At 42.4% G+C, this 22,071-nt stretch carries 22 protein-coding genes; 15 read left to right on the top strand and 7 right to left on the bottom strand.

The features are described 5' to 3' along the window. Window positions 1–7: 7 nt before the first annotated feature. From thiE to hemE, 5 genes are all read left to right on the top strand, one after another. The gene (thiE, locus tag M301_RS13940; RefSeq protein WP_013149425.1) at window positions 8–643 is read left to right on the top strand and encodes a thiamine phosphate synthase; all 636 of its coding nucleotides are present in this window, start codon (window positions 8–10) and stop codon (window positions 641–643) included. Next, window positions 640–1,923 (top strand): glutamate-1-semialdehyde 2,1-aminomutase, encoded by a 1,284-nt coding sequence (gene hemL / locus M301_RS13935; RefSeq protein ID WP_013149424.1) that lies wholly within the window; start codon window positions 640–642, stop codon window positions 1,921–1,923. The genes thiE and hemL overlap by 4 nt, the downstream gene beginning before the upstream one ends. Before the next feature lie 256 nt (window positions 1,924–2,179). Beyond that, window positions 2,180–6,835, top strand: a complete 4,656-nt coding sequence (locus M301_RS13930) for a glutamate synthase-related protein (protein ID WP_013149423.1) — start codon at window positions 2,180–2,182, stop codon at window positions 6,833–6,835. 80 nt (window positions 6,836–6,915) lie between these two features. Beyond that, window positions 6,916–8,343: a glutamate synthase subunit beta gene (locus M301_RS13925; protein WP_013149422.1), complete on the top strand. Its 1,428-nt coding sequence runs from the start codon at window positions 6,916–6,918 to the stop codon at window positions 8,341–8,343. A 130-nt stretch (window positions 8,344–8,473) separates the two neighbouring features. Beyond that, window positions 8,474–9,538, top strand: a complete 1,065-nt coding sequence (gene hemE / locus M301_RS13920; protein WP_013149421.1) for a uroporphyrinogen decarboxylase — start codon at window positions 8,474–8,476, stop codon at window positions 9,536–9,538. A gap of 46 nt (window positions 9,539–9,584) precedes the next feature. Here the strand turns inward: hemE and M301_RS13915 are convergent, their stop codons facing one another. Beyond that, window positions 9,585–10,187 (bottom strand): cytochrome b, encoded by a 603-nt coding sequence (locus tag M301_RS13915; protein ID WP_013149420.1) that lies wholly within the window; start codon window positions 10,185–10,187, stop codon window positions 9,585–9,587. A 106-nt stretch (window positions 10,188–10,293) separates the two neighbouring features. Here M301_RS13915 and M301_RS13910 point away from each other — a divergent pair, with 106 nt between their 5' ends. After that, the gene (locus M301_RS13910) at window positions 10,294–11,217 is read left to right on the top strand and encodes a quinoprotein relay system zinc metallohydrolase 2 (RefSeq protein WP_013149419.1); all 924 of its coding nucleotides are present in this window, start codon (window positions 10,294–10,296) and stop codon (window positions 11,215–11,217) included. 72 nt (window positions 11,218–11,289) lie between these two features. Here M301_RS13910 and M301_RS13905 read toward each other — a convergent pair whose 3' ends face one another. Next, window positions 11,290–11,658: a DoxX family protein gene (locus tag M301_RS13905; RefSeq protein WP_013149418.1), complete on the bottom strand. Its 369-nt coding sequence runs from the start codon at window positions 11,656–11,658 to the stop codon at window positions 11,290–11,292. A 75-nt stretch (window positions 11,659–11,733) separates the two neighbouring features. Here M301_RS13905 and M301_RS13900 point away from each other — a divergent pair, with 75 nt between their 5' ends. The 3 genes from M301_RS13900 to M301_RS13890 all read left to right on the top strand — a co-directional run bounded on the left by M301_RS13900 (window position 11,734) and on the right by M301_RS13890 (window position 13,187). Continuing rightward, a complete protein-coding gene (locus tag M301_RS13900; RefSeq protein ID WP_041359546.1) occupies window positions 11,734–12,198 on the top strand; it encodes a GNAT family N-acetyltransferase in 465 nt (154 codons plus the stop codon). 81 nt (window positions 12,199–12,279) lie between these two features. After that, window positions 12,280–12,831, top strand: a complete 552-nt coding sequence (gene fae / locus M301_RS13895; RefSeq protein ID WP_013149416.1) for a formaldehyde-activating enzyme — start codon at window positions 12,280–12,282, stop codon at window positions 12,829–12,831. A gap of 125 nt (window positions 12,832–12,956) precedes the next feature. Continuing rightward, a complete protein-coding gene (locus tag M301_RS13890) occupies window positions 12,957–13,187 on the top strand; it encodes a hypothetical protein (protein WP_013149415.1) in 231 nt (76 codons plus the stop codon). Window positions 13,188–13,248: 61 nt separating this feature from the next. Here the strand turns inward: M301_RS13890 and M301_RS13885 are convergent, their stop codons facing one another. Both M301_RS13885 and M301_RS13880 read right to left on the bottom strand, forming a co-directional pair. After that, the gene (locus M301_RS13885; RefSeq protein WP_013149414.1) at window positions 13,249–13,554 is read right to left on the bottom strand and encodes a YqjK-like family protein; all 306 of its coding nucleotides are present in this window, start codon (window positions 13,552–13,554) and stop codon (window positions 13,249–13,251) included. 9 nt (window positions 13,555–13,563) lie between these two features. After that, complete coding sequence (locus tag M301_RS13880) at window positions 13,564–13,956, bottom strand: phage holin family protein (protein WP_013149413.1); 393 nt, start codon at window positions 13,954–13,956, stop codon at window positions 13,564–13,566. A gap of 234 nt (window positions 13,957–14,190) precedes the next feature. Here M301_RS13880 and M301_RS14335 point away from each other — a divergent pair, with 234 nt between their 5' ends. The 4 genes from M301_RS14335 to M301_RS13865 all read left to right on the top strand — a co-directional run bounded on the left by M301_RS14335 (window position 14,191) and on the right by M301_RS13865 (window position 16,188). Further along, a complete protein-coding gene (locus tag M301_RS14335; RefSeq protein WP_049769988.1) occupies window positions 14,191–14,544 on the top strand; it encodes a PAS domain-containing protein in 354 nt (117 codons plus the stop codon). Continuing rightward, window positions 14,541–14,906, top strand: coding sequence for a methyl-accepting chemotaxis protein (locus M301_RS14795; RefSeq protein ID WP_049769987.1), 366 nt, complete (start codon window positions 14,541–14,543; stop codon window positions 14,904–14,906). The genes M301_RS14335 and M301_RS14795 overlap by 4 nt, the downstream gene beginning before the upstream one ends. Before the next feature lie 149 nt (window positions 14,907–15,055). Further along, window positions 15,056–15,616 carry a cytochrome b gene (locus M301_RS13870; protein WP_013149412.1) on the top strand — a complete coding sequence of 187 codons (561 nt, stop codon included), beginning with the start codon at window positions 15,056–15,058 and terminating at the stop codon, window positions 15,614–15,616. Window positions 15,617–15,636: 20 nt separating this feature from the next. Then, on the top strand, window positions 15,637–16,188 hold the full coding sequence (locus M301_RS13865) for a YceI family protein (RefSeq protein WP_013149411.1): 552 nt from the start codon (window positions 15,637–15,639) through the stop codon (window positions 16,186–16,188). A gap of 18 nt (window positions 16,189–16,206) precedes the next feature. Here the strand turns inward: M301_RS13865 and M301_RS13860 are convergent, their stop codons facing one another. Next, entirely contained in the window at window positions 16,207–16,617 is a 411-nt protein-coding gene (locus M301_RS13860; RefSeq protein WP_013149410.1) for a MerR family transcriptional regulator, read from the bottom strand. A 61-nt stretch (window positions 16,618–16,678) separates the two neighbouring features. On the opposite strand from M301_RS13860, the gene M301_RS13855 reads away from it, so the two are divergent. Then, on the top strand, window positions 16,679–17,296 hold the full coding sequence (locus M301_RS13855) for a cation efflux transmembrane domain-containing protein (RefSeq protein ID WP_013149409.1): 618 nt from the start codon (window positions 16,679–16,681) through the stop codon (window positions 17,294–17,296). Between the two features lie 66 nt (window positions 17,297–17,362). Next, the gene (locus M301_RS13850; RefSeq protein WP_013149408.1) at window positions 17,363–17,896 is read left to right on the top strand and encodes a DUF4337 domain-containing protein; all 534 of its coding nucleotides are present in this window, start codon (window positions 17,363–17,365) and stop codon (window positions 17,894–17,896) included. A gap of 39 nt (window positions 17,897–17,935) precedes the next feature. Here the strand turns inward: M301_RS13850 and mutY are convergent, their stop codons facing one another. Beyond that, entirely contained in the window at window positions 17,936–18,988 is a 1,053-nt protein-coding gene (gene mutY / locus M301_RS13845) for an A/G-specific adenine glycosylase (protein ID WP_013149407.1), read from the bottom strand. 119 nt (window positions 18,989–19,107) lie between these two features. Next, entirely contained in the window at window positions 19,108–22,059 is a 2,952-nt protein-coding gene (locus M301_RS13840) for an AsmA family protein (RefSeq protein ID WP_013149406.1), read from the bottom strand. Between the last annotated feature and the right edge of the window lie 12 nt (window positions 22,060–22,071).

Below are 22,071 nucleotides of genomic sequence, written 5' to 3'. Positions count from 1 at the left end.
TTATTTCATGATAAGCGGTTTATACGCAATCACGCCCGACGAAGCTGACACAGATTTACTGTTAGCCAAGGTAGAAGCCGCGCTTCAAGGCGGTATACGCGTGCTGCAATATCGCAATAAACAAGCAAGCTATAAGTTGCAAACTCAACAAGCAAGCGCTATTTTGCCGCTATGCAAGCAACATCAAGTGCCATTTATCATCAATGACTCTGTAGAGCTTTGCCTCGCTTTAAATGCAGATGGCGTACACATAGGTGCAGATGATGGCAATATCGCCGAAGTTAAAGCAAGATTAGGCGCAAATAAAATACTAGGTGCATCGTGCTATAACCGCTTTGATTTGGCGCTAAGCGCGCAACAAGCTGGTGCAACTTATGTGGCTTTTGGTGCTTGCTTTGCATCTAGCACCAAGCCGCATGCGCCTGTAGCAAGTTTAGATTTATTCAAACAAGCAAACGCGCAATTACATATTCCAGCAGTGGCTATAGGCGGCATTACGCTAGAAAATGTGCCATCAGTGATTCAAGCTGGCGCCAATTCAATCGCTGTGATTAATGCAATTTTTAATGCAGATGACGTAAAATTAGCGGCTCAACAATTTGCACGTTTATTCAAAGAATCAACCCTTAAGGCAACGACATGACTTCTACCAATCAAACCCTTTTTGACAAATCTCAAGAACTTATTCCTGGTGGTGTGAACTCGCCAGTGCGCGCGTTTCGTAGTGTGGGTGGTACGCCTATATTTTTCAAAAAAGGTTTGGGTTCTAAGCTTTGGGATGTCGATGGTAAGGAGTACATCGATTACATCAACTCTTGGGGCCCAATGATTGTTGGTCATGCACACCCTACGGTGATTAAGGCTGTACAAGAAGCTGCGGCAAATAGCTTGTCATTTGGTGCGCCTACAGGTTTAGAGCTTGAAATGGCGCAGTTAATCAATAAGCTGGTGCCTAGCATGGAGCAGGTACGTTTAAATAGCAGCGGTACAGAAGCCACTATGAGTGCGATCCGCACGGCGCGTGGTTTTACTGGCCGCGATAAAATCGTGAAGTTTGAGGGTTGCTACCACGGCCATTCAGACGGCTTATTGGTAAAGGCTGGTTCTGGGTTGCTGACTTTTGGTGAGCCAGATTCAGGTGGTGTGCCCGCCAGTGTAGCCGCACACACGCTCACTTTAGAATATAACAACACGCAGCAATTAAAAGACTTGTTTGATAAAACAGGTGATGAAGTCGCTTGTGTGATTATTGAACCTGTCGTCGGTAATATGAACTTAATCGTGCCACACATGGAGTTCTTACAAACGCTACGTGAACTTTGCACTAAACATGGCGCTGTATTGATTTTTGATGAGGTGATGACGGGTTTCCGCGTCGCTTTGGGCGGTGCGCAAGCGCTATATAACATTAAGCCTGATATGACGACTTTGGGTAAAGTGATTGGCGGCGGCTTGCCGGTGGGTGCGTTTGGTGGACGCAAAGATATTATGCAATGCCTCGCACCGGTGGGTAAGGTGTATCAAGCGGGTACGCTTTCTGGCAATCCCGTTGCTGTGACGGCTGGCTTGAAAACACTAGAGCTTATCCAAGCGCCCGACTTCCACGCTAAGTTGACCGCGCAAACTCAAAAGTTAGTTGATGGCTTAAAGGCTGCGGCAAAAGAAGCTGGTGTGATATTTAATGCACAAAGCGTTGGTGGAATGTTTGGCCTATATTTCTGCGAAAAATGCCCGACTTCTTATCATGAGATGTTGCAATCAAACAAAGAGCACTTTAATCAGTTCTTCCACAGCATGTTAGATAGTGGCATTTACTTAGGCCCATCTGCATTTGAGGCAGGCTTTGTTTCAGCCGCGCATACTGATGAAGATATTGCTAACACTGTTGCTGCAGCTAAAAAGGTATTTTCACTAATCAAGTAAAGACTTGCTGCTTTAATTGTACTCTTCAGTTCCTCTGGTCAATTTCACTCACCAACTCCCTTTGCCCCCGTTATTTCAACATCAGTGAAATGGCGGGGCTCTGTAGTTTGAGTTTAGGCTTGCTTTATTTCTTAATGAAGCGCCTAAAAATTAAAAAAAACGAAATTCAGCTTAATTTATGCCCCTATCTTATTGAACACATAGGCATTTAACGGTAAACTTGAAGGTTCCGCTAAATGTTTTGTGATTAAATAATATGGCAACAGATTTAAGTAACTCGAACAACCTAAATTCAAACAATTTGAATTCAAATCAGCCTGCTAAACAGGGCTTATATAGCCCGTCAAACGAGCGTGATGCTTGTGGTGTAGGTTTTGTGGCACATATCAAAGGCAAAAAGAGCCATGAGATTGTGCAAAAAGGGTTGGAATTATTAACTAACCTGACCCATCGTGGTGCTACAGGTTATGACCCTAAATTGGGTGATGGCGCTGGTTTGCTTATGCAAATGCCAGACGCATTTATGCGTAAAGAGGCCGCGAAGCTTGGCATTACTCTTCCAGAAGCAGGTCAATATGCTGTTGCTAATGTATTTTTGCCGCAAACCATAACAAATCGCGAAGCTTGCGAAGCTTTAATCAGCAAAATCATTGCAGAAGAAAATCAAACCTTACTCGGCTGGCGCGATGTACCAGTTGATAACAGCAATATCGCTCAAGCTGCGCGTGATGTTGAGCCTACTATGCGTCAACTTATGGTTGGTGCTACAACTACGGATCAGAACGTTTTTGAGCGTAAATTATTCGTTATTCGCAAACGCATAGAGCATGCGGTTCGTGCATTGAATTTACAAGACAAGGCCACGTTCTATATTCCATCTTTGTCTTCACGCACCATCGTTTACAAGGGTATGTTGCTTGCTAATGAAGTGGGTGTTTATTACACGGATTTAAACGATGAAATGCTGGTTTCAGCGTTGGCGCTAGTGCATCAACGTTTTTCTACCAATACATTCCCAGCTTGGGACTTAGCGCACCCATTCCGCATGATTGCGCATAATGGTGAAATTAATACAGTTAAAGGTAACGTTAACTGGATGGCCGCGCGTCATGAAACCATGAAATCTAGCCTGATTGGCGAAGATTTAGAAAAACTATGGCCGCTAATTGTAGATGGCCAATCAGACTCAGCTTGTTTTGATAACTGTTTAGAGTTGCTAGTGGCCGGTGGTTACTCATTGCCACACGCGATGATGATGTTGATTCCAGAAGCTTGGAGCAATAATGCCTTGATGGACGAAGAGCGTCGCGCATTCTATGAGTATCACGCTGCATTGATGGAGCCATGGGATGGCCCTGCTGCCGTGGCATTTACCGACGGCCGCATGATTGGTGCAACGCTAGACCGTAACGGTTTGCGTCCAGCGCGTTATTTAGTGACTGAAGATGACCTCGTAATGATGGCGTCTGAAATGGGCGTATTGACATTCCCGCAAGAGAAAATCGTTAAAAAATGGCGCTTAGAGCCAGGCAAAATGTTGCTGATTGATACTGAGCAAGGCCGTATTATTGGCGATGCAGAAGTGAAAAATGCGCTCGCGACGGCTAAGCCTTACAAGCAGTGGATTGAGAAAACACGTTATTTCTTAAGTGATATGCCTAAAGTTGAAGGCGGTCTAGAAATGGCGGCTAGTCTTCTGGATACGCAACAAGCTTTTGGTTATACACAAGAAGATCTCAAATTCGTAATGCAACCTATGGTGCAAAACGGTGAAGAAGGCGCTGGCTCAATGGGTAACGACGCAGCTTTGCCAGTGTTGTCAGCCAAGCCGAAGTTACTTTATAACTACTTTAAACAATTATTCGCGCAAGTGACTAACCCGCCAATTGACCCGATTCGTGAAGAGTTGGTGATGTCATTGGTAACCTTCATTGGCCCAAAACCAAACTTATTAGGCGTGGATGAAGCAACGCCTCCAATGCGTTTAGAGGCCAGTCAACCTGTGTTGATGTTAGATGAGTTAGAGCAATTGAAAGCGATTGCTACACTTACACAAAACCAATATAAATCATTAGTGTTAGATATTACTTATCCTGCAACACAGGGTAAGGCTGGCATGGCAGCAGCAGTTGCTAGCATAACTAGCGCGGCTGAAAATGCAGTAAAAAGCGGCTTTAATATTCTGATTCTTTCAGATAGAAATATCAGCGCAGATCGCTTAGCGATTCCCGCATTGCTGGCTTGTTCAGCAACGCATGAGCATCTGGTAGATGCTGGCTTACGTACCAGTTCAGGTTTGGTCATTGATACTGGTTCAGCGCGTGAAGTGCATCACTTTGCTTTGCTTGCAGGTTATGGTGCTGAGGCAGTTTGCCCATGGTTGGCATTTGAAACTATTAAGCATATGGATGTTAAAGACCAGTATGCCGCAGCTAAAAACTTTGTTAAAGCGGTTGGCAAAGGCTTGTATAAAGTCATGTCAAAAATGGGTATTTCTACTTATCAGTCATACTGTGGAGCCCAGAAATTTGAGGCCATTGGCTTAAACACGGCTTTTGTAGAAAAATACTTTACTGGTACCACTACCAATGTTGAAGGTATTGGTTTAGATCAAGTGGCTGAAGAAGCTGAACGTTTGCACACGTCAGCATTTGGTGAAGATCCAGTGTTGGCCAATAGCTTAGATGCTGGCGGCGAGTACGCATTTAGAGTGCGTGGCGAAGAACACATGTGGACGCCAGATTCTATTGCTAAATTGCAACATGCAACTCGCACAGGTCAATACGATACTTATAAAGAATACGCTAAGTTAATCAATGACCAAACACGTCGTCACATGACCTTGCGTGGTTTGTTTGAGATTAAATCAGTAGGCGCGGCAATTCCGCTTGATCAAGTAGAATCAGCCAAAGAAATCGTTAAACGTTTTGCGACTGGTGCGATGTCACTGGGTTCAATTTCTACTGAAGCGCATGCAACTTTAGCCATTGCCATGAACCGCATCGGCGGTAAATCGAACACTGGTGAAGGTGGTGAAGATGCAAAACGCTTCATTCCAGTAGCTGCTGACACTACTATGGCGAAAGTCATTGGTAGCGATGTGATTGTGAAAGATATTCCGCTAAAAGCGGGTGACTCAATGCGCTCACGCATCAAACAAGTGGCTTCAGGTCGCTTTGGTGTAACGGCTGAATACTTGGCATCAGCTGATCAAATTCAAATCAAAATGGCGCAAGGTGCTAAACCTGGTGAAGGTGGTCAGTTACCGGGTCACAAGGTGTCTGAATATATCGCGAAATTGCGCTTCTCAGTGCCTGGTGTGGGCTTGATTTCACCTCCTCCACATCATGATATCTATTCAATTGAAGATTTGGCGCAGCTCATTCATGACTTGAAAAATGCAAATCCTAAAGCATCGATTTCAGTTAAATTAGTCGCTGAAACTGGCGTCGGTACGGTTGCGGCTGGTGTTGCTAAAGCTAAATCAGATCATATTGTGATTGCTGGTCATGATGGTGGTACAGGTGCATCACCAATTTCATCAGTGAAACATGCTGGTGGTCCTTGGGAAATTGGCCTTGCTGAAACACAGCAAACTCTAGTGCTCAATCAATTGCGCGGCCGCGTGGTGTTGCAAGTCGATGGTCAAATTAAAACCGGTCGCGATGTTGTGATTGGTGCCTTATTAGGTGCTGATGAGTTCGGTTTTGCTACCGCGCCGCTAGTGGTTGAAGGCTGTATTATGATGCGTAAATGTCATCTCAATACTTGCCCTGTAGGCGTGGCAACACAAGACCCAGAATTGCGTAAACGCTTTACTGGTCAGCCTGAGCATGTAGTGAACTACTTCTTCTTTGTTGCTGAAGAAGTGCGTGAGTTAATGGCTTCTATCGGTGTTGCTAAGTTTGACGATTTAATCGGCCGTGCAGATTTGCTAAATATGCAAGCAGGTATCGATCACTGGAAAATTCAAGGTTTAGATTTTGCCAAAGTGTTCCATCTGCCAGAAATGCCTGCGAGCGTTTCACGTAAAAATAATGACGTACAAGACCATGGTTTGGTGAATGCGCTAGATAACAAATTAGTTAGCTTGGCTACTAAAGCCCTAGAAACTGGCGAAAAAGTAGTGTTAGACATAGCAATTTCTAATACAAATCGTACTGTAGGTACTATGTTGTCTAATCAAGTTGCTACGCGTTATGGTCACGCAGGCTTGCCTGATGACACGATACACGTCAACTTTACTGGTACTTCTGGTCAAAGTTTTGCGGCGTTTTTAGCCAAAGGCATTACGTTTGAATTGACTGGAGAAGGTAACGACTACGTGGGCAAAGGCTTATGTGGTGGACGCATTATCATTAAACCGCCAGTGGCATTCCGCGGTATCGCGCATGAAAATATTATCATCGGTAATACCGTTATGTACGGTGCAACTACGGGTGAAAGCTATTTCCGCGGCGTTGCAGGTGAACGCTTCTGCGTGCGTAACTCAGGTGCATCAGCGGTCGTTGAAGGCGTTGGTAATCATGGTTGCGAATACATGACTGGCGGCACTGTTGTGGTGCTTGGTTTAACAGGTCAAAACTTTGCGGCAGGTATGAGCGGTGGTGTGGCGTATGTGTATGACGAAGATGGTCTATTTGCTAAACGCTGCAATATGAGCATGGTTGCGCTTGAAAAAGTGGAAAGCGCAGATGCTAGCTTAGGTAAAGTACATCATCTCGATCAACCAGATGAAATTACACTGAAAACATTGATTGAAAATCACGTTAAATATACTGGTAGCGTTCGTGCGAGTGCGATGTTGGCTGATTGGGCAAACTACAGAACTAAGTTTGTCAAAGTGATGCCAAACGAATATAAACGCGCTTTAATCGAACTTGCTGAAGACAAAGCATTAGTAGCTGCTTAAGGTTAGCTAAATCACTGCTTGTTAAAAACACACAGTATGCGCAATGCAAAAAAATTAAATATGGGTAAGGGCTTATTAGTATGGGCAAAGTAACAGGTTTTATGGAATACGATAGACTGGCTGAAGCAAATCTGCCAGTGACAGACCGCGTTAAAAATTACAAAGAGTTTGTATTACATTTAAGCGATGCAGAAGCCAAACAGCAAGGTGCGCGCTGTATGGATTGTGGTATTCCATTTTGTACTACGGGTTGTCCTGTCAATAATATCATCCCTGATTTTAACGACTTGGTGTATAGCCAAGATTGGAAAGCAGCGATTGATGTCTTGCATTCAACCAATAACTTTCCTGAGTTCACTGGTCGTATCTGCCCAGCACCGTGTGAAGCGGCTTGTACGCTAAATATTAATGCGGATCCAGTTGGTATTAAATCTATCGAGCATGCAATCATCGATAAAGCTTGGGAAAATGACTGGGTGACTCCGCAGATTTCTGCGCATAAAACAGGTAAAAAAGTCGCAATCGTAGGTTCAGGTCCAGCGGGTATGGCAGCTGCGCAACAATTAGCGCGTGTAGGTCATAGTGTTGTGCTGTTAGAAAAGAATAGCCGCATCGGTGGCTTGCTTCGCTACGGTATTCCAGATTTCAAAATGGAAAAATCACACATTGATCGTCGTATGGCTCAGATGGAAGCTGAAGGCGTTGAGTTCCGCGTTAATCAAAACGTAGGTGAAAATGTTAATGCGGATGATTTGCTCGCTGAATTCGATGCCGTGATTTTAGCCGGAGGCGCTGAGTATCCACGTGACTTACCAGTAAAAGGTCGCGAGTTAGATGGCGTGATGTATGCCATGGATTTTTTAACACCGCAAAACCAAGTGGTGGCTGGCGATACCGTTGCGAATCAAGTGATGGCGAGCAATAAGAACGTTGTTGTAATTGGTGGTGGTGATACAGGCTCAGACTGTGTAGGCACTTCAAACCGTCACGGTGCATTAAGTATTACGCAATTCGAATTAATGCCACAACCACCAGAAAAAGAAAACAAAGAGCTCGTTTGGCCAAATTGGCCGCTCAAAATGCGCACTTCAAGCTCACATGAAGAAGGTGTCAGCCGTGATTGGTCTATCACTACTAAAGAGTTAATCGGTGAGAACGGTAAAGTCGTTGCTTTAAAAGGCGCTAAAGTTGAGTGGGTCAATGGCAAAATGGTTGAAGTGGCTGGTTCAGAATTCACCATCAAAGCTGATTTAGTATTATTGGCGATGGGCTTTGTGTCTCCAGTGCAAAAATTGCTTGAAGTTTTTGGTGTAGAAAAAGACGCTCGTGGTAATGCTAAAGCTACTACCGAAGGCGTTGACAGCTATAAAACCAGCAAAACAAAAGTGTTTGCAGCCGGCGATGTTCGCCGTGGACAATCCTTGGTGGTTTGGGCGATTCGTGAAGGTCGCCAAGCGGCTAAAGCTGTGGATGAGTTTTTAATGGGCTCTTCTACATTGCCACGCTGAGTATTGCCAAGGTAAGTTTCGGTGAAAATGCAATTTCTAATCCAAGTTTATGAACGATGATTAGACACAAAGGACGCGAAGTAGATTATTTTGCGTCCTTTTTTATGACTTGAATATTTAGGTTAATACAATGAGTGAATTAAAAAACGATACGTTCTTAAAAGCGCTAATGCGCCAGCCAACTGACTACACGCCAGTGTGGATGATGCGCCAAGCAGGACGTTATTTACCAGAGTACCGTGAAAGTCGCAAAACAGCAGGTAGTTTTTTACAGTTGTGCAAAAGTCCGGACTTTGCGACTGAAGTGACGATTCAGCCGCTAGACCGCTATCCGCTTTTAGATGCCTCAATTTTGTTTTCTGATATTCTTACTGTGCCAGACGCAATGGGTTTAGGTTTATATTTTGAAGAAGGTGAAGGCCCAAAATTTGAGCGCACATTACGTGAAGAAGCTGATATTCAAAAGCTAGAAGTACCAGATATGGCTAAATTGCAATACGTGTTTGATGCCGTAGCGCAAATCCGCAAAACACTAGATGGCCGCGTACCTTTAATTGGATTTACAGGTAGCCCATGGACGCTAGCCACCTATATGGTGGAAGGCAAAGGTGGCACAGACTTTTTAACCATAAAAAAAATGGCCTACGCTCGCCCAGATTTGTTGCATCACATTTTAGAAACAACCGCGCAAACCGTGATTCAGTATTTAAATGCGCAAATTTTGGCTGGTGCGCAAGCGGTGATGATCTTTGATTCATGGGGCGGTGCACTTTCACACGATGCCTATATTGAGTTTTCGCTTAATTATATGAAGAAAATTGTAGCTGGCTTAATTAAAGATAATGATGGTCGCAAAGTTCCAAGTGTTGTCTTTACCAAAGGTGGCGCCTTGTGGTTAGAAGCACAAGCTGAAATTGGTGCAGATGCACTTGGCTTAGATTGGACAGTAGATATTGGTCAAGCGCGTAAACGTGTAGGTGATAAAGTCGCACTGCAAGGTAACTTAGACCCAGCAATTTTGCTATCGACGCCAGAAGCGATTGAGAAGCAAGTAGAAAATGTACTTCGCAGCTATGGCAACGGTCATGGGCACGTATTCAACCTCGGACATGGCATTACACAATGGACGCCGCCAGAAAATGCGGCAGCGATGTTAGAAGCCGTTAGAAAGCATAGTAAGCAGTATCACCAATAAATAAAAAGCCCGAATCTATCGGGCTTTTTTATTTGCTCATAATTTATTACTTAAATGTCATGCGTTTTAAAGTATCGTCTTTATCAATAATCTTATGTTTTAAAGCACCCACAACATGGAGCGCGACTAACACTAGTAAAACAATACCAACGAATTCGTGAGAGCCTTCAAAAAAATCTCGCAGACCTTTATTGTCAGCACCTTTGATTAACTCTATACCAAACCAGTTAACACTGTATTTGCCGTATATGCTCATTAATAAGCCAGTTAATGGTATGACTACCATGAATAAATACAGAAGATGATGCGTTCCAGTAGCAACTTTACGCTCTAATGCAGAATATGAAGTCAAGAAAGCTGGTGGTTTATGGGTAATACGCCACAAGATACGGATGGCAATCAATGCGAAAATGGTGATACCTAAAGATTTATGCAAATTGAAGTAGAACGCTCTAGGCGAGATTTCTTGAGCGACTTGCCATGTGTAAACGCCTAAATCGAATAGATCAAAAGCAGTTTGTTTAGGTGCTTCTTTTGGAATATCAGTCATAAACCAGCCTAATACAAACATCCCTACTAGAAAAATAGCGATAAGCCAATGAAGTACCACAGCAGTTTTGGTGTAACGAGAAGATGTTTGAATCGTCATGATATTCCTGTATATTAATTTTTGTGCCTATGTGACACGTGTCACAGCAATAGATTCCACAATACCACATCATTCTAACCAATTATCTAATCAACAGGAATGAGTCATGCGAATTTTAATGATAACCCTTAGCCTCTTCGCGTTAGTGGGTTGCGCGCAAGTACAAGCGCAGGATGAAAGCTTTGCCATTGAAAGTCTGGGCGATGGTATCTATGTGCATCATGGTGTGCATTTAGATATAGATGATGGCTATCAGGGTGATATTTGTAATGCTAGCTTTATTGTAGGCAGCAAAGGCGTTGCGGTGATTGATACTGGCGGCAGCTTTAAAGTCGGCAAGCAGTTACGCGAAGCTATACGCAAAATTACGCCTTTACCAGTTATATATGTGATTAATACGCATGTGCACCCTGACCATATCTATGGCAATGCTGCTTTTCTGAATGATAAGCCGCAATTTATAGGTCACGATAAATTGGCAAATGCCATGGAGTTACGCCATGAAGCTTATGCCAAATTAAACGCCAGATTGTTAGGTGCGGATGCACAAGCCAGCGAGCTTGTTAAACCTACAATGACTGTTAAAACTACGCTAGAGCTCGATTTAGGTGATAGAAAATTAACGCTCACAGCACATCCGGTAGCGCACACAAATACTGATGTTTCGGTGATTGAAAGCAAAGCCAGTACATTATTTACAGGTGATTTACTGTTTATCGATCGCACGCCAGTGTTAGAGGGTGATATCAAAGGATTAATCACAGAAGTACAAAAGTTGAAAAATAGCCCAGCCAAACAAGTTGTTCCTGGGCATGGGCCAGTGACCAAAGACTGGATAGTGGCGCTGAATAATGATGAGCGTTATTTATCGGTACTATTAACTGATATACGCGCTAGCATTAAAAAGGGCGAGAGTATGGAATCCACCATGAATACTGCGGCAGCGTCTGAGAAAGACAAGTGGGTGTTGTTTGATATCGCTAATAGGCGCAATGTGAATACGATTTACCCTGCGCTGGAATGGGAGTAAGACTGGAGTAACTGTTAAAATCTTGATAATAAAAAAGCGGCTAGTAGCCGCTTTTTTGAGTGAGATACCTGATTATTTTTTTAAGCTATCTACACTGCAAGCCGTGATAGGGTTTAGATAAAGCATTAGCAAACCGCCTGCAATAGCTAAGTATTGCAGCACTGGTAAATGCAGTAAAACAGAAATAATTACGGCATAAATCGCCATGAATAGGGCAAAAAACTTAGTTTTATAACCAAAGAAAAGTGCTAATCCGCCAACCAATTGAATCAAAATAATTAATGGTGCAAAAATGCCAGGTAAGCCCAAGCTACCTAATCCAGCTTGATATTGTGCATAACCATCAGGATTGCTAAAAAATCCAACCACGAGCATGGTCACTTGTAATAAAAAAACTTGTGCGAGTAAAATGCGGGCAAGAGCTGATAAATAACGTTGCATAAGACACTTTCGATGAGTCAAAAATTTATAGCCTGAATAATGCACTGAACATTCTAATTTCGCAAGCTTATCTAAATGCCACCAAAATCTAATCATACGGAAATTTCACCTGAGTTGCTTTCAAAAGTCACGATTCAACAAGTGACCTGGCAAGAGGCAGAAAATGAACTACGCGCAGTTAGAACGCCAGTATTTATAGAAGAGCAATTTGTGACACCTGAGTTTGAATGGGACGAGATTGATGCCAGCGCTGTGCACTTGCTAGCCACTTATGAAAATCAGCCTATCGCTTGTTTGCGTATCATTCACTATCAAAAAATTGGCCGTATGGCGGTGATAAAGCAATGGCGAGGTGTTGGGCTGGGAGCAGCTCTGCTGCAAAAAGCCATTAGTATTTGCAAAGAACGTGGTAGTAAAAGTATTTACTTATCCGCACAAACGCACGCCATCCACTTTTATCAAAAAGCTGGTTTTAAACAAATCAGTGATGAATATTGCGATGTAAATATTCCGCACGTAGATATGCGACTAGATTTATAGTTAACTTTATTAATTAAATTGAAACTAAACCTAAGCCTTTGGTAAAATGATGTTTTATTTAACATCATCAAAGAGAAAATTATGTCAAAAATCGTATTTAAAGCTGGTGAGGCAACTGTTTATTCTGAAGGTAAAGACGTGACTGCAGCTATGCCTGAAATTCTAATAGGCAGTGTAGATGGTCCTGTTGGGCAAGCATTTGCTAACATGATGGCGCAAAGTAAAGGTCACACTGCAATGTTTGCGGTGCGTGATATCAACCAATTAGTACGTCCAGCTTGCATGATGGTGCCAAAAGTAACGCTAAAAGGCAGCACTGACGTGGGTTTGTTCGGTGGTGTAGTGCAAGCAGGGGTAGCTGATGGTATTTTGGACGCCGTTATTGAAGGCATTATTCCTAAAGACCAAGTAAATGATTTATGTATCGTTGCATTATTATGGATTGATCCAGGTTGTATCGAGTTAGAAAAAGCTGGCACTTTAGATAAAGCTGATATGTATAAAAACAACTATGAAGCCATTAAACTAGCACTTAAGCGTGCATTGAACGACGAGCCAAGCATTGATGAGTTGATTGCAAACCGTAAAAAGATCAAACATTGCATGTGGGAAGAGAGCTGGGGCGAGATTTAATATTTCATTTAACTTTGAAGCGCCAGTTTGATTCAATAGCAACAAGCAACGTGTTGTAAAGATTGGTAAGTTTTAATTAAAATTTGCTATGATTGAAATATCCGTGTCATAAATCGGGAGTGAATATGGCTGAATATAACGCATGTATGGAAGCATTTGAGCGACTTTGTGAAGATGTAAACGCAGATAAAAAATCTGCGATTGATCAATCAGATTACTGGTTATTTGAGTTGGGATTTAGATCTGCAATTGAAGAGCTATTGAATATTGCAGACGCAGGTACACAAACTAAAGAGTTCGTTTCACCACGTTTTCAAATGTTGGCAGATAAAATATTGCAAGCAAGGTATCACTAAATAAAAAAGCGACTTAGGTCGCTTTTTTATTATGCTTTTAAGCATCATTTTTTAAAGCCACTTACTTTTCTGCTGACGGTGCTTTAGTTAACCAAGCACGTAAGCCACGTATTGCTAAAGAGGCAATCCAGCTTCGACGCATCCATGTAACTGCTCGCATCGGCCTAAGTAGGCCAATTGAACTTACTAACCCCATGATGAGTATTGGATGCTTTTTAACATAGCGTACGATGTTTAGGCTTTTATCAACAAGCTCCAAACTACCTTGTAGTGGCTGTATATTTTTTGCCAGTGATACACGCTGCTGTTCAGCTTGCACTACCAGTAACTGACGACGCTCAGCAATCAAGGCTAGTTTCTTCTTCATCTTCTAAATTCACTTGTCAGCATCGAGATGCTTTTGGTCTTTTGCTAGTTCAATAATGCTCGTTTCAAATAAGCGCGGCATGGCTTTGAGTGCTCGTATTGCGAGCACGCATAACACAATGCCAGCCGTAATGAATATGGCCGTTAACGAGCCTAATATCAATAATCGGTGCGTATCCCAAAGCAGCACAATGATAAAAATAGCCAATAACACCATGCCGAAACAAAGGCAGAACAGTGCGACAAAGGCGGTGACTAATAATGAAACGAGCCGAATCCAGCCCTCTTCTAAATCTGTAGAGAGCAGTTCTAAGCGTGTGCGCGTCAGCGCCAGCAAGGTTGTGGCGATATTCTTTACCGAGGCAATTAAGCCTTCATCATCGGTTTTGGTTTCTTCAGTCATTTAGCCCATTCATTTGAAAATAGAATTCAAACAACCTGTTTATGTCTATCAAGTAGTTGAGTAGTATTTTAATCCTACTTTAAATATGTTGAGTTACTATTTTTAAGTCCATGAGTGACATGATTGATTGAGAAATATTTGACTAGCTCCAGCTTAATACTCATTAAGTAGTATAAGTGATGGACGAGTTATGTAGGACAATCTCTTCTATACTTTAAAGATTGTGAGCATCGAATGTTGCAAAAAAACATGGATGGTAATGAAGCAAAACATGACAAGATATATGCTGAGCTAATTTCCGTAAAGAAGAAACTTGAAGACTTAGAGCTTGAAGGCTCAGCGATCACAGAAGGTATTTGGGTTCTCCATATGGTGAATGGTGACCCTGACCATAAAGATAGCAAAATAGAATGGTCTAAGCAGTTTAGAAAGCTGTTAGGGCATGAGAGAGTGGATGACTTCCCCAACGGTTGGGATAGTTGGCTAAACGCGATACATGGCGATGATAAACAACAAGCATTGGATGCCTTTAGTGCGCATTTGAATGATAGCAGTGGACTACCCCTTATAACGTTGAATACAGGTTGAAGACCGCTAATCGTGGTTATGTGTGGTTTCGTGAGCGTGCTATTACGGCTCGCAACCCATCAGGTGTAGCGCTTCGTTCCGCAGGTGCCATTCGGGATATTAGTGATGAAAGAACAGCCAAAGAGCTACATCAACTGAATGTTGTGCGCAATGAAGAGAACATGCGACAAATATTAAACGTGGCTGATACTATCAACCAAATCGCCATGCAAATTAATATCCTAGCAATCAATGCTGCGATTGAAGCTGCTCGCGCAGGTGAAGCGGGCAAAGGTTTTGCAGTAGTAGCCAGTGAAGTACGCAAGCTATCAGAACGAACGACTCAAGCGATGAACGAAATACGTGCGATGGCAAACAAATAGCTTATAGTTCGATGCTTATTGTCCACTTGAGACATATCAGCAATAAAAGTATCTAAATATTAGATTAATTAGAGCTAATATTTATACTTTTACATCCAATTTTATAGTGGTTAAATAGTCAGCATACCTCATGTATTGGAATGCAAACGATGAAACCTCAGCAACAATTAACTTTTAGTAATCGCTATACCTCGATAGCGATAGGCTTACATTGGCTGATGGCAATACTCATTATTTCTCTATTTGCAGTCGGCCTTTATATGCATGACCTGCCTTTATCACCCTGGAAGCTACAAATTTACTCTTGGCATAAATGGGCGGGTGTGACGGCATTTTTGCTCGTTATGATCCGACTGTTGTGGAGATTCACTCACAGCCCACCGCCGCTACCCATGAATATGTCTAGAACTGCTGAGGTGGCGGCGCATATTGGACATGGACTACTTTACTTGCTGATGATTGCCATTCCGCTTAGTGGTTGGCTGATGAGTTCTGCAAAAGGATTTCAAACTGTCTATTTTGGCATCATTCCAATCCCTGATTTACTGACTAAAAATAAGGAGCTTGGTAACGCGTTAAGAGAAGTGCATGAGACTTTGAATTTTGTGCTGATTGCACTTGTGATTGGGCATGCGGGAGCGGCATTTAAGCATCATTTTTTTGATAAAGACGACGTACTGACTCGTATGTTACCCAAACGCAAACATTGACCTAAGAAAGTGGAAATATGATGAAAAAACAAGTAATGGCGATCTTAATCAGCAGTTTGGCAATGCTGTCTTTTGCTGAGGCGACCGAATACAACAGCATTCAAGCAGATAAGAGCAGCCTTGCTTTTGTCTATAAACAGATGGGCGTGCCAATTGATGGTAGCTTTAAGAAGTTTGCTGTACAACTCAACTTTGATCCAGCGAAGCTTGCTGCCGCTAAGGCAGTTTTAGATATAGACCTTGCAAGCATTGATGCCGGATCAGACGATGCCAATGATGAAGTTACTGGAAAAGAATGGTTCAATACTAAAGCGTTCCCGCATGCCAAATTCGAATCCTCGACTTTTAAATCATTAGGCGCAAATCGATATGAAGTGACTGGCAAAATGACGATTAAAGGACGTAGCCAGACGGTGAGCGCGCCTTTTACATTTAATCCTCAAGGTTTAGTGGATGGTGCATTTGTAATAAAGCGCGCTGATTATGCAATTGGTGAGGGATCTTGGTCAGACTTTGGCACGGTAGCCAATGAGATTCAAATCAAATTTCATTTTTTAGCTAAAGCTAAGTAGTTTTTTCAAGTACTTTTTTTACGTGCAACAAGACCGCTGATCTAGTGTTTCAATCAACCGACAATGTTCGGCAGTATGGCTCTGGCAAGCGACTATTTTTGTTAGTACCTCCTGCATTGCCTGTAAGTCTTTAATTTTGGTCTCCACTTCTTGCAGATGTGCCTGTGCAAGTTGATCTGCTTCTCTGCATGGATGCTCTGGATGATCTGCAAGTTCTAGCAGCGTTTTGATTTCTGCAATACCAAATCCCAACTCCCTGCCTCGCCTAACGAATCGAAGCCGCTTGATTGCTGACTCATCATAATGACGGTAGCCATTCTCTGAGCGTGATGGTTTATTGAGTAAGCTAATCTTCTCGTAATATCTGATTGTTTCAAGATTAACCCCAGATTCTCTGCTTAAAGCCCCGATCGTATATTTTTCTAACATGGCTTGACCCTGTAGTTGCTACAGACTTTATGATACTCGTTCTAAATTGGAAAGGGTATTTATGAGCGCACATTGTTGTCAACCTCCTGAACCAGAACAAGGCAAAAGTCTTGATGGACGTTATCGCAAAATATTATGGATTGCTTTGATAATCAATATCACCATGTTTGTGGTTGAGATCGTATCAGGAGTGAAAGCTAATTCAGTCTCTTTGTTAGCTGACTCCTTAGACTTTCTTGGTGATGCCGCTAATTACGGCATTAGCTTATGGGTATTAGGCATGGCTATTGCAATTCGAGCTAGAGCTTCTTTAATTAAAGCCTTATCAATGGCAGCTTTTGGGGTTTGGGTATTAGTCAGCGCTGTCTGGCATTTTGTCATAGGCGTAATGCCTAGTGCTGAAACAATGGGATTAATTGGTGTAGTTGCATTAGCAGCCAATTTAAGTGTAGCCGCACTGCTTTATGCCTATAGAGAAGGTGATAGCAATATGCGTAGTGTTTGGCTTTGCACACGCAATGATGCGCTTGGTAATGTTGCCGTTATTCTTGCGGCAATAGGCGTATTTGGCACTGGTGCTGCCTGGCCAGATTTGTTAGTTGCGATGATCATGGCTAGCCTTGCGTTGCACTCAGCATGGAGTGTCATTATGCATGCTCGTAGTGAACTGTCAGGCTAATGTAAGCATTTATTGGTAAAACTATGGTGGTGTAATTTCTATACCATCAATGTCAGGACCACTTAAATGTCAGAAGAAAAGAAAGATGCTTGGCTCAATTACTTAGCCTTGACCACCATCATATTTGCAGTATGTGCAACGCTCTCCACCTTCAAAGGTGGCGGGTTCTCGACGAAGTCTGTGATTACTCAAGCACAGGCATCTGATGAATGGGCATACTACCAATCAAAAGGCATCAAATCTTACATTTATCAACTACAGTCAGAAAAGTTGGAGCTTGATTTAATGGGTCTCAAGCCTGATGCAGCAAAGCTGTCTTCTATTTATACAGATAAAATAGCAGACTATAAAAAGAAGATTGAAAAGTACGAAAAAGAAAAAACTCAGTCTCAAGAAAAAGCCAAAGCCCTTGAGGCTGTAAGAGATGAAGCTCAAGTTCATTCTAAAGCGTTTGGAATTGCCGTCATTTACTTACAAATTGCTATTTTACTTTCGTCTATCGCTGGGCTATTGAAGAAAAAAGCCATTTGGTATGGAGGTGTTGCAGCAGGATTAGTCGGGCTAGTCTATTTTGCAGATGGCTTTCTCGTCTTTATTTAAATGCACTTATTAAGCACTCCAATAGCTAGTCTTAAGTAATCAATAACCTAGCGAAGTTTTTTGCATACTAAGCAGAATTTTACGTATAGGCGTTGGAATAGCTGCGCCAATTGCGTCTTCGATGTTTAGCCACATATGCGCAGCTTGGTTCACTTGAGGGTTTAGTTTTACCACTTGCAAAGTTTGGGGGCAAATATGCAGCTTAAAGTGCGTAAAAACGTGTGTTAAATTGGGTAAGGTAATATCGTTTTCAGCAGTCACGCCAAATTTTTTCAGTGCTATGGCTTCAGCATCTTGGCTATTCTCAGCTTCAGGAAAACTCCATAAGCCGCCCCAAATACCAGTAGAAGGACGTTTTTCGAGCAGGATTTCATCGCCGCGGCGCAATATAAGCATTGTGGTATGTTTTTCTGGGATGGATTTGCGTGGCTTGGGGGTTGGCAGCTCATGCACACGTTGTGCTTGCAGTGCTTTACAACTGCCATTTAATGGGCAATTGCTGCACTTTGGCTTGCTTCTGGTACAAAGTGTCGCGCCTAAATCCATTAAGCCTTGGGTGTACGCTACCATGCCTTGTTCTGGCAATAACTTTTCAGCGAGTAGCCATAATTCTTTTTCAACTTTAGGTGAGCTTGGCCAGCCTTCAACTAAAAAGTGCCTAGCCAGTACGCGCTTTACGTTGCCATCTAAAATAGTTTGTACTTGATTAAAGGCGAATGATGCAATGGCTGCTGCGGTGGAGCGCCCAATGCCAGACAGCGTTTGAATCATCTCAAAGTCTTGCGGAAATTGTCCCTTATGCTCATCCATTATCGTCACGGCGGCATTGTGTAAATTTCGCGCTCTTGAGTAATAGCCTAGACCGCTCCAATGTTGTAGCACTTCATCTTGCGTTGCATTTGCCAAGCTGGCGATATTAGGGAAGCGCTGCATGAATTTACTGTAGTAGCCAATGACTGCGGCTACTTGCGTTTGTTGCAGCATGATTTCTGATACCCAAATCGCATATGGATCTACAGTATTTTGCCAAGGTAAATCGTGCCGCCCATGTATTTTTTGCCATGCAATGAGGCGATTTGCAAAATCAGACATTCAGTGAAACCTTAAATAAAACTAGCATGTTGATGTAGGTTGTACGAATGAATGGTACAACCTACATGAGTGGTATAAATTAATTAAATGCTTAAGCGTTTAAAGCTGAAATTTTAAATCTAGAATTTAAGTAATTTCTTAAGTTTGTCTTTGGCTTGATCTTCTGCAGATTTAGGCGCCTCAGCAGGTTTTGCGGCTGCATCGGTTGTTGCTGGTGTGGTTGTCGTATCTGCTGGTTTTTTCTTACCGAGCAAGCCGCTCAGCGCATCCACTTTATTGCCGTTGCCAAGTAAATCTTTCACCGCAGTAGCTTTGTCGCCACCTACTTTATCTAGCAACTTAGACTGTGCCAGCGCTGTACCAATCGCCGCAAAGTCCATACCGTATTTAGGACTAGAAAATGTTCCTGTAATTTTTAGCGGAATCGCGAAGCCTGCTAGGGAGTCTAAATCTGCGCCCTCCTGACCTTTGAGTGATTTAACAATGGTTGGCTTGGCTAAATAATTGATTGATTCATTACCAATATCGATATCGCCACGGCTATCGCCTTTAGCTAATCTTAGAATTGGCGCTTTCATGGCTAAGTCTTCGTTATGCGCTACGCCATTTTTAATGGTGAACGAAGCAGTGAGTTCGCTGAAGTCAGTTTTCTTAGATTTATCCGCGTTAGCATCTTTGGTTTTAAGGATATTGACCTTGTTTTTAAGCTCGCGGACGCTGCCAGCAATATCCACGCCTTTTAACGCACCATCGGTTAGACTCAGGGATGAACTGCCTGATAATGCTTTCTTAAGTGCGCCCACCGTGTTGCCTGACGCTGTTACGTCAACATTCACAGTTCCTTTGCCAGATAACATATCATTATTGATAGAGTCTACTAACAAAGGGCCAATCGAAACATTTTTCATACTTTGTTTGAACGCGATACTAGGTGTGGAACGTGCATCCACCTTTAACAAACCACTCATACTACCTTGATACAAGTTGGCTGAGAATGGTGAAAGTGTTGCCACGCCACCTTCCGCTTTTAAACCAAGGTTCACATTCTCGGTTTTAACATTCGCCAATTTAAGCCAGCCGATTTTCGCCTCGCCTGAAGCGTTAAACTTTTTTAGTGCGGATAAATCGATAGGTGCATCGCCGTCACTTTTAGTTGTTGAGCTACTTTTCGTGATGTATCTGTCCACATCTAATTTATCGATGTTCACATTAAAGCTGAAAATCGGGTCGCTAAACCTTGAAATGCCAACGTTTGCATTCACCTGACTATCATCAATCTTTGCCGCAACTGGGTTCAAGTTTAGTTTCTGACCATCGGCTTTTAAGTCTATACGGATATTTGAAGCTTTGGTTTTACCGTATTTAAGGCTACCAATCCGCAGGTTACCATCTGCGTTCAGAGCTTTAAGCGCACTTAAATCAAGTGGTTTGCTATCGCTACTAGCCTTAGTCGGAGTCTTGCTTGTTGATGCGTATTTATCAACATCTAACTGATCAATATCTAAATCAAAGGTGTAAAGCGGCTTGGAGAATTGGCTAATGCCTAGGCTGCCTTTAATCTGGCTGTCATCCACTTTAACATTTAAGCCGCTCAACGTGAGCTTTTCACCATCGGCTTTAATGGCGACATTCAGACCTGAAATTTGGAATTTTTCATACTGAATACTCCCCACATTCAACTTGCCATCTAATAATAGGTTTTTGATTGCGCTTAAATCTGCAGGTTTTCCGCTACTTGGTTTTTCTGCCTGGGTAGATTTTGCTAATAGCTTGTTCAGATTTAGCTTATCCGCACTCAGGTTGAATTTAATGCTTGGTTTTTTAAAGCTAGCTACAGCAACATCACCATTGAGCTTGGTGTCGTCAATATTTAAACTAAATTTGCTATTGGCGAGTTCATTTTTAATATCAGTGTGTGCAGATAGGTTGAAAAGGCCTTTCATGCCACCATTCGGTAAGCTAGGATCTTTAATATCTAGGTTGCCAGCCAATTTTGGTAAGTCGAAAATCAGGCTTTCAAGGTTGCCACTAAACGGTGAAGAGAACTTGCCTGTGACCGTGCGTTTGCCTTGTACGGCAGAAATTTCGCCCGTAATGCCGCTGCTTTCTAATGCTTTTGGCGAGCCTTTAATGTCGGCTAGTTCTAAGTTGGCCTTAAAGGTATCTCCGGCTTTTTCTTGCATTAAAGTCACTGTAGTTTTTTTGCTAGTGACTTCATCTTTTTGAGCATTTAATTTTGGTGCGTTAAGCTCAATGCTCAGTTTTGCTTCGTTAAACTGACCCGAACCTACCAGCTTTAAGCTATCGACTAAAAATTCGCGCGATTCAGGCTTGGCATCCACGTCACCGCTCAGTGTTACATCAACATTCTTACCACCAAGTAAATCGCCTTTTATTGCAGCATCTAAACCTTTGGCGACAAAATGTTTTGTCTCAGGATCTACTAAAAAATTACCTTTTAAATTGGCATTGGCTGCAATTTCAGGCTGATTTGAGTTAACTGCAAAGTCCGTTGTAATATCTACGGGTTCAGCTAATGCAATATGACCAGATTTTAGATTAAATTTAGAGATATTGTATTTTGCACCAGTGCCTTCATCGCTATAGCTCAAGGATGAGTTGGTGATATTTACACCATCAATATCAAATTTAATGTCTTGTGACTCCTCTTCTTTGCTCATTAAGTCGTCAAAGTTGGTGGTGCCATCTTTATATTTAACGATATTGGCTTGTGCGCCATCAATATAAACAGTGTCTACCACTAGCTCTTTTTTGAGGAGTGGCAACAATGCGAGTGAGACTTTCACGCCATTTAACGACGCAAACTCTTTGCTATTTTTATGTTCGGAAAGTGAAACCTTGCCTAAGTCTGCACCAATCTTTGGCCAAAAAGCGAGTTTGATGTCACCATCCAACTTGAGCGTGCGCTCTTTTTTCTCTTGCACCAAATCAATCACTTTTTGTTTGTAATCGTTTGGGTTGAATGTCGCAGCAATAATGCCTACGGCAATTAAAACTAGGCCGATTAAGCCGCCAACACCATACAAACTATATTTAAGAAATTTTTTCATGATGACTCTCGC

The sequence above is a fragment of the Methylotenera versatilis 301 genome (assembly GCF_000093025.1).
GTDB lineage: Bacteria > Pseudomonadota > Gammaproteobacteria > Burkholderiales > Methylophilaceae > Methylotenera > Methylotenera versatilis.
This window is presented reverse-complemented; position numbering and strand designations above follow the sequence as displayed.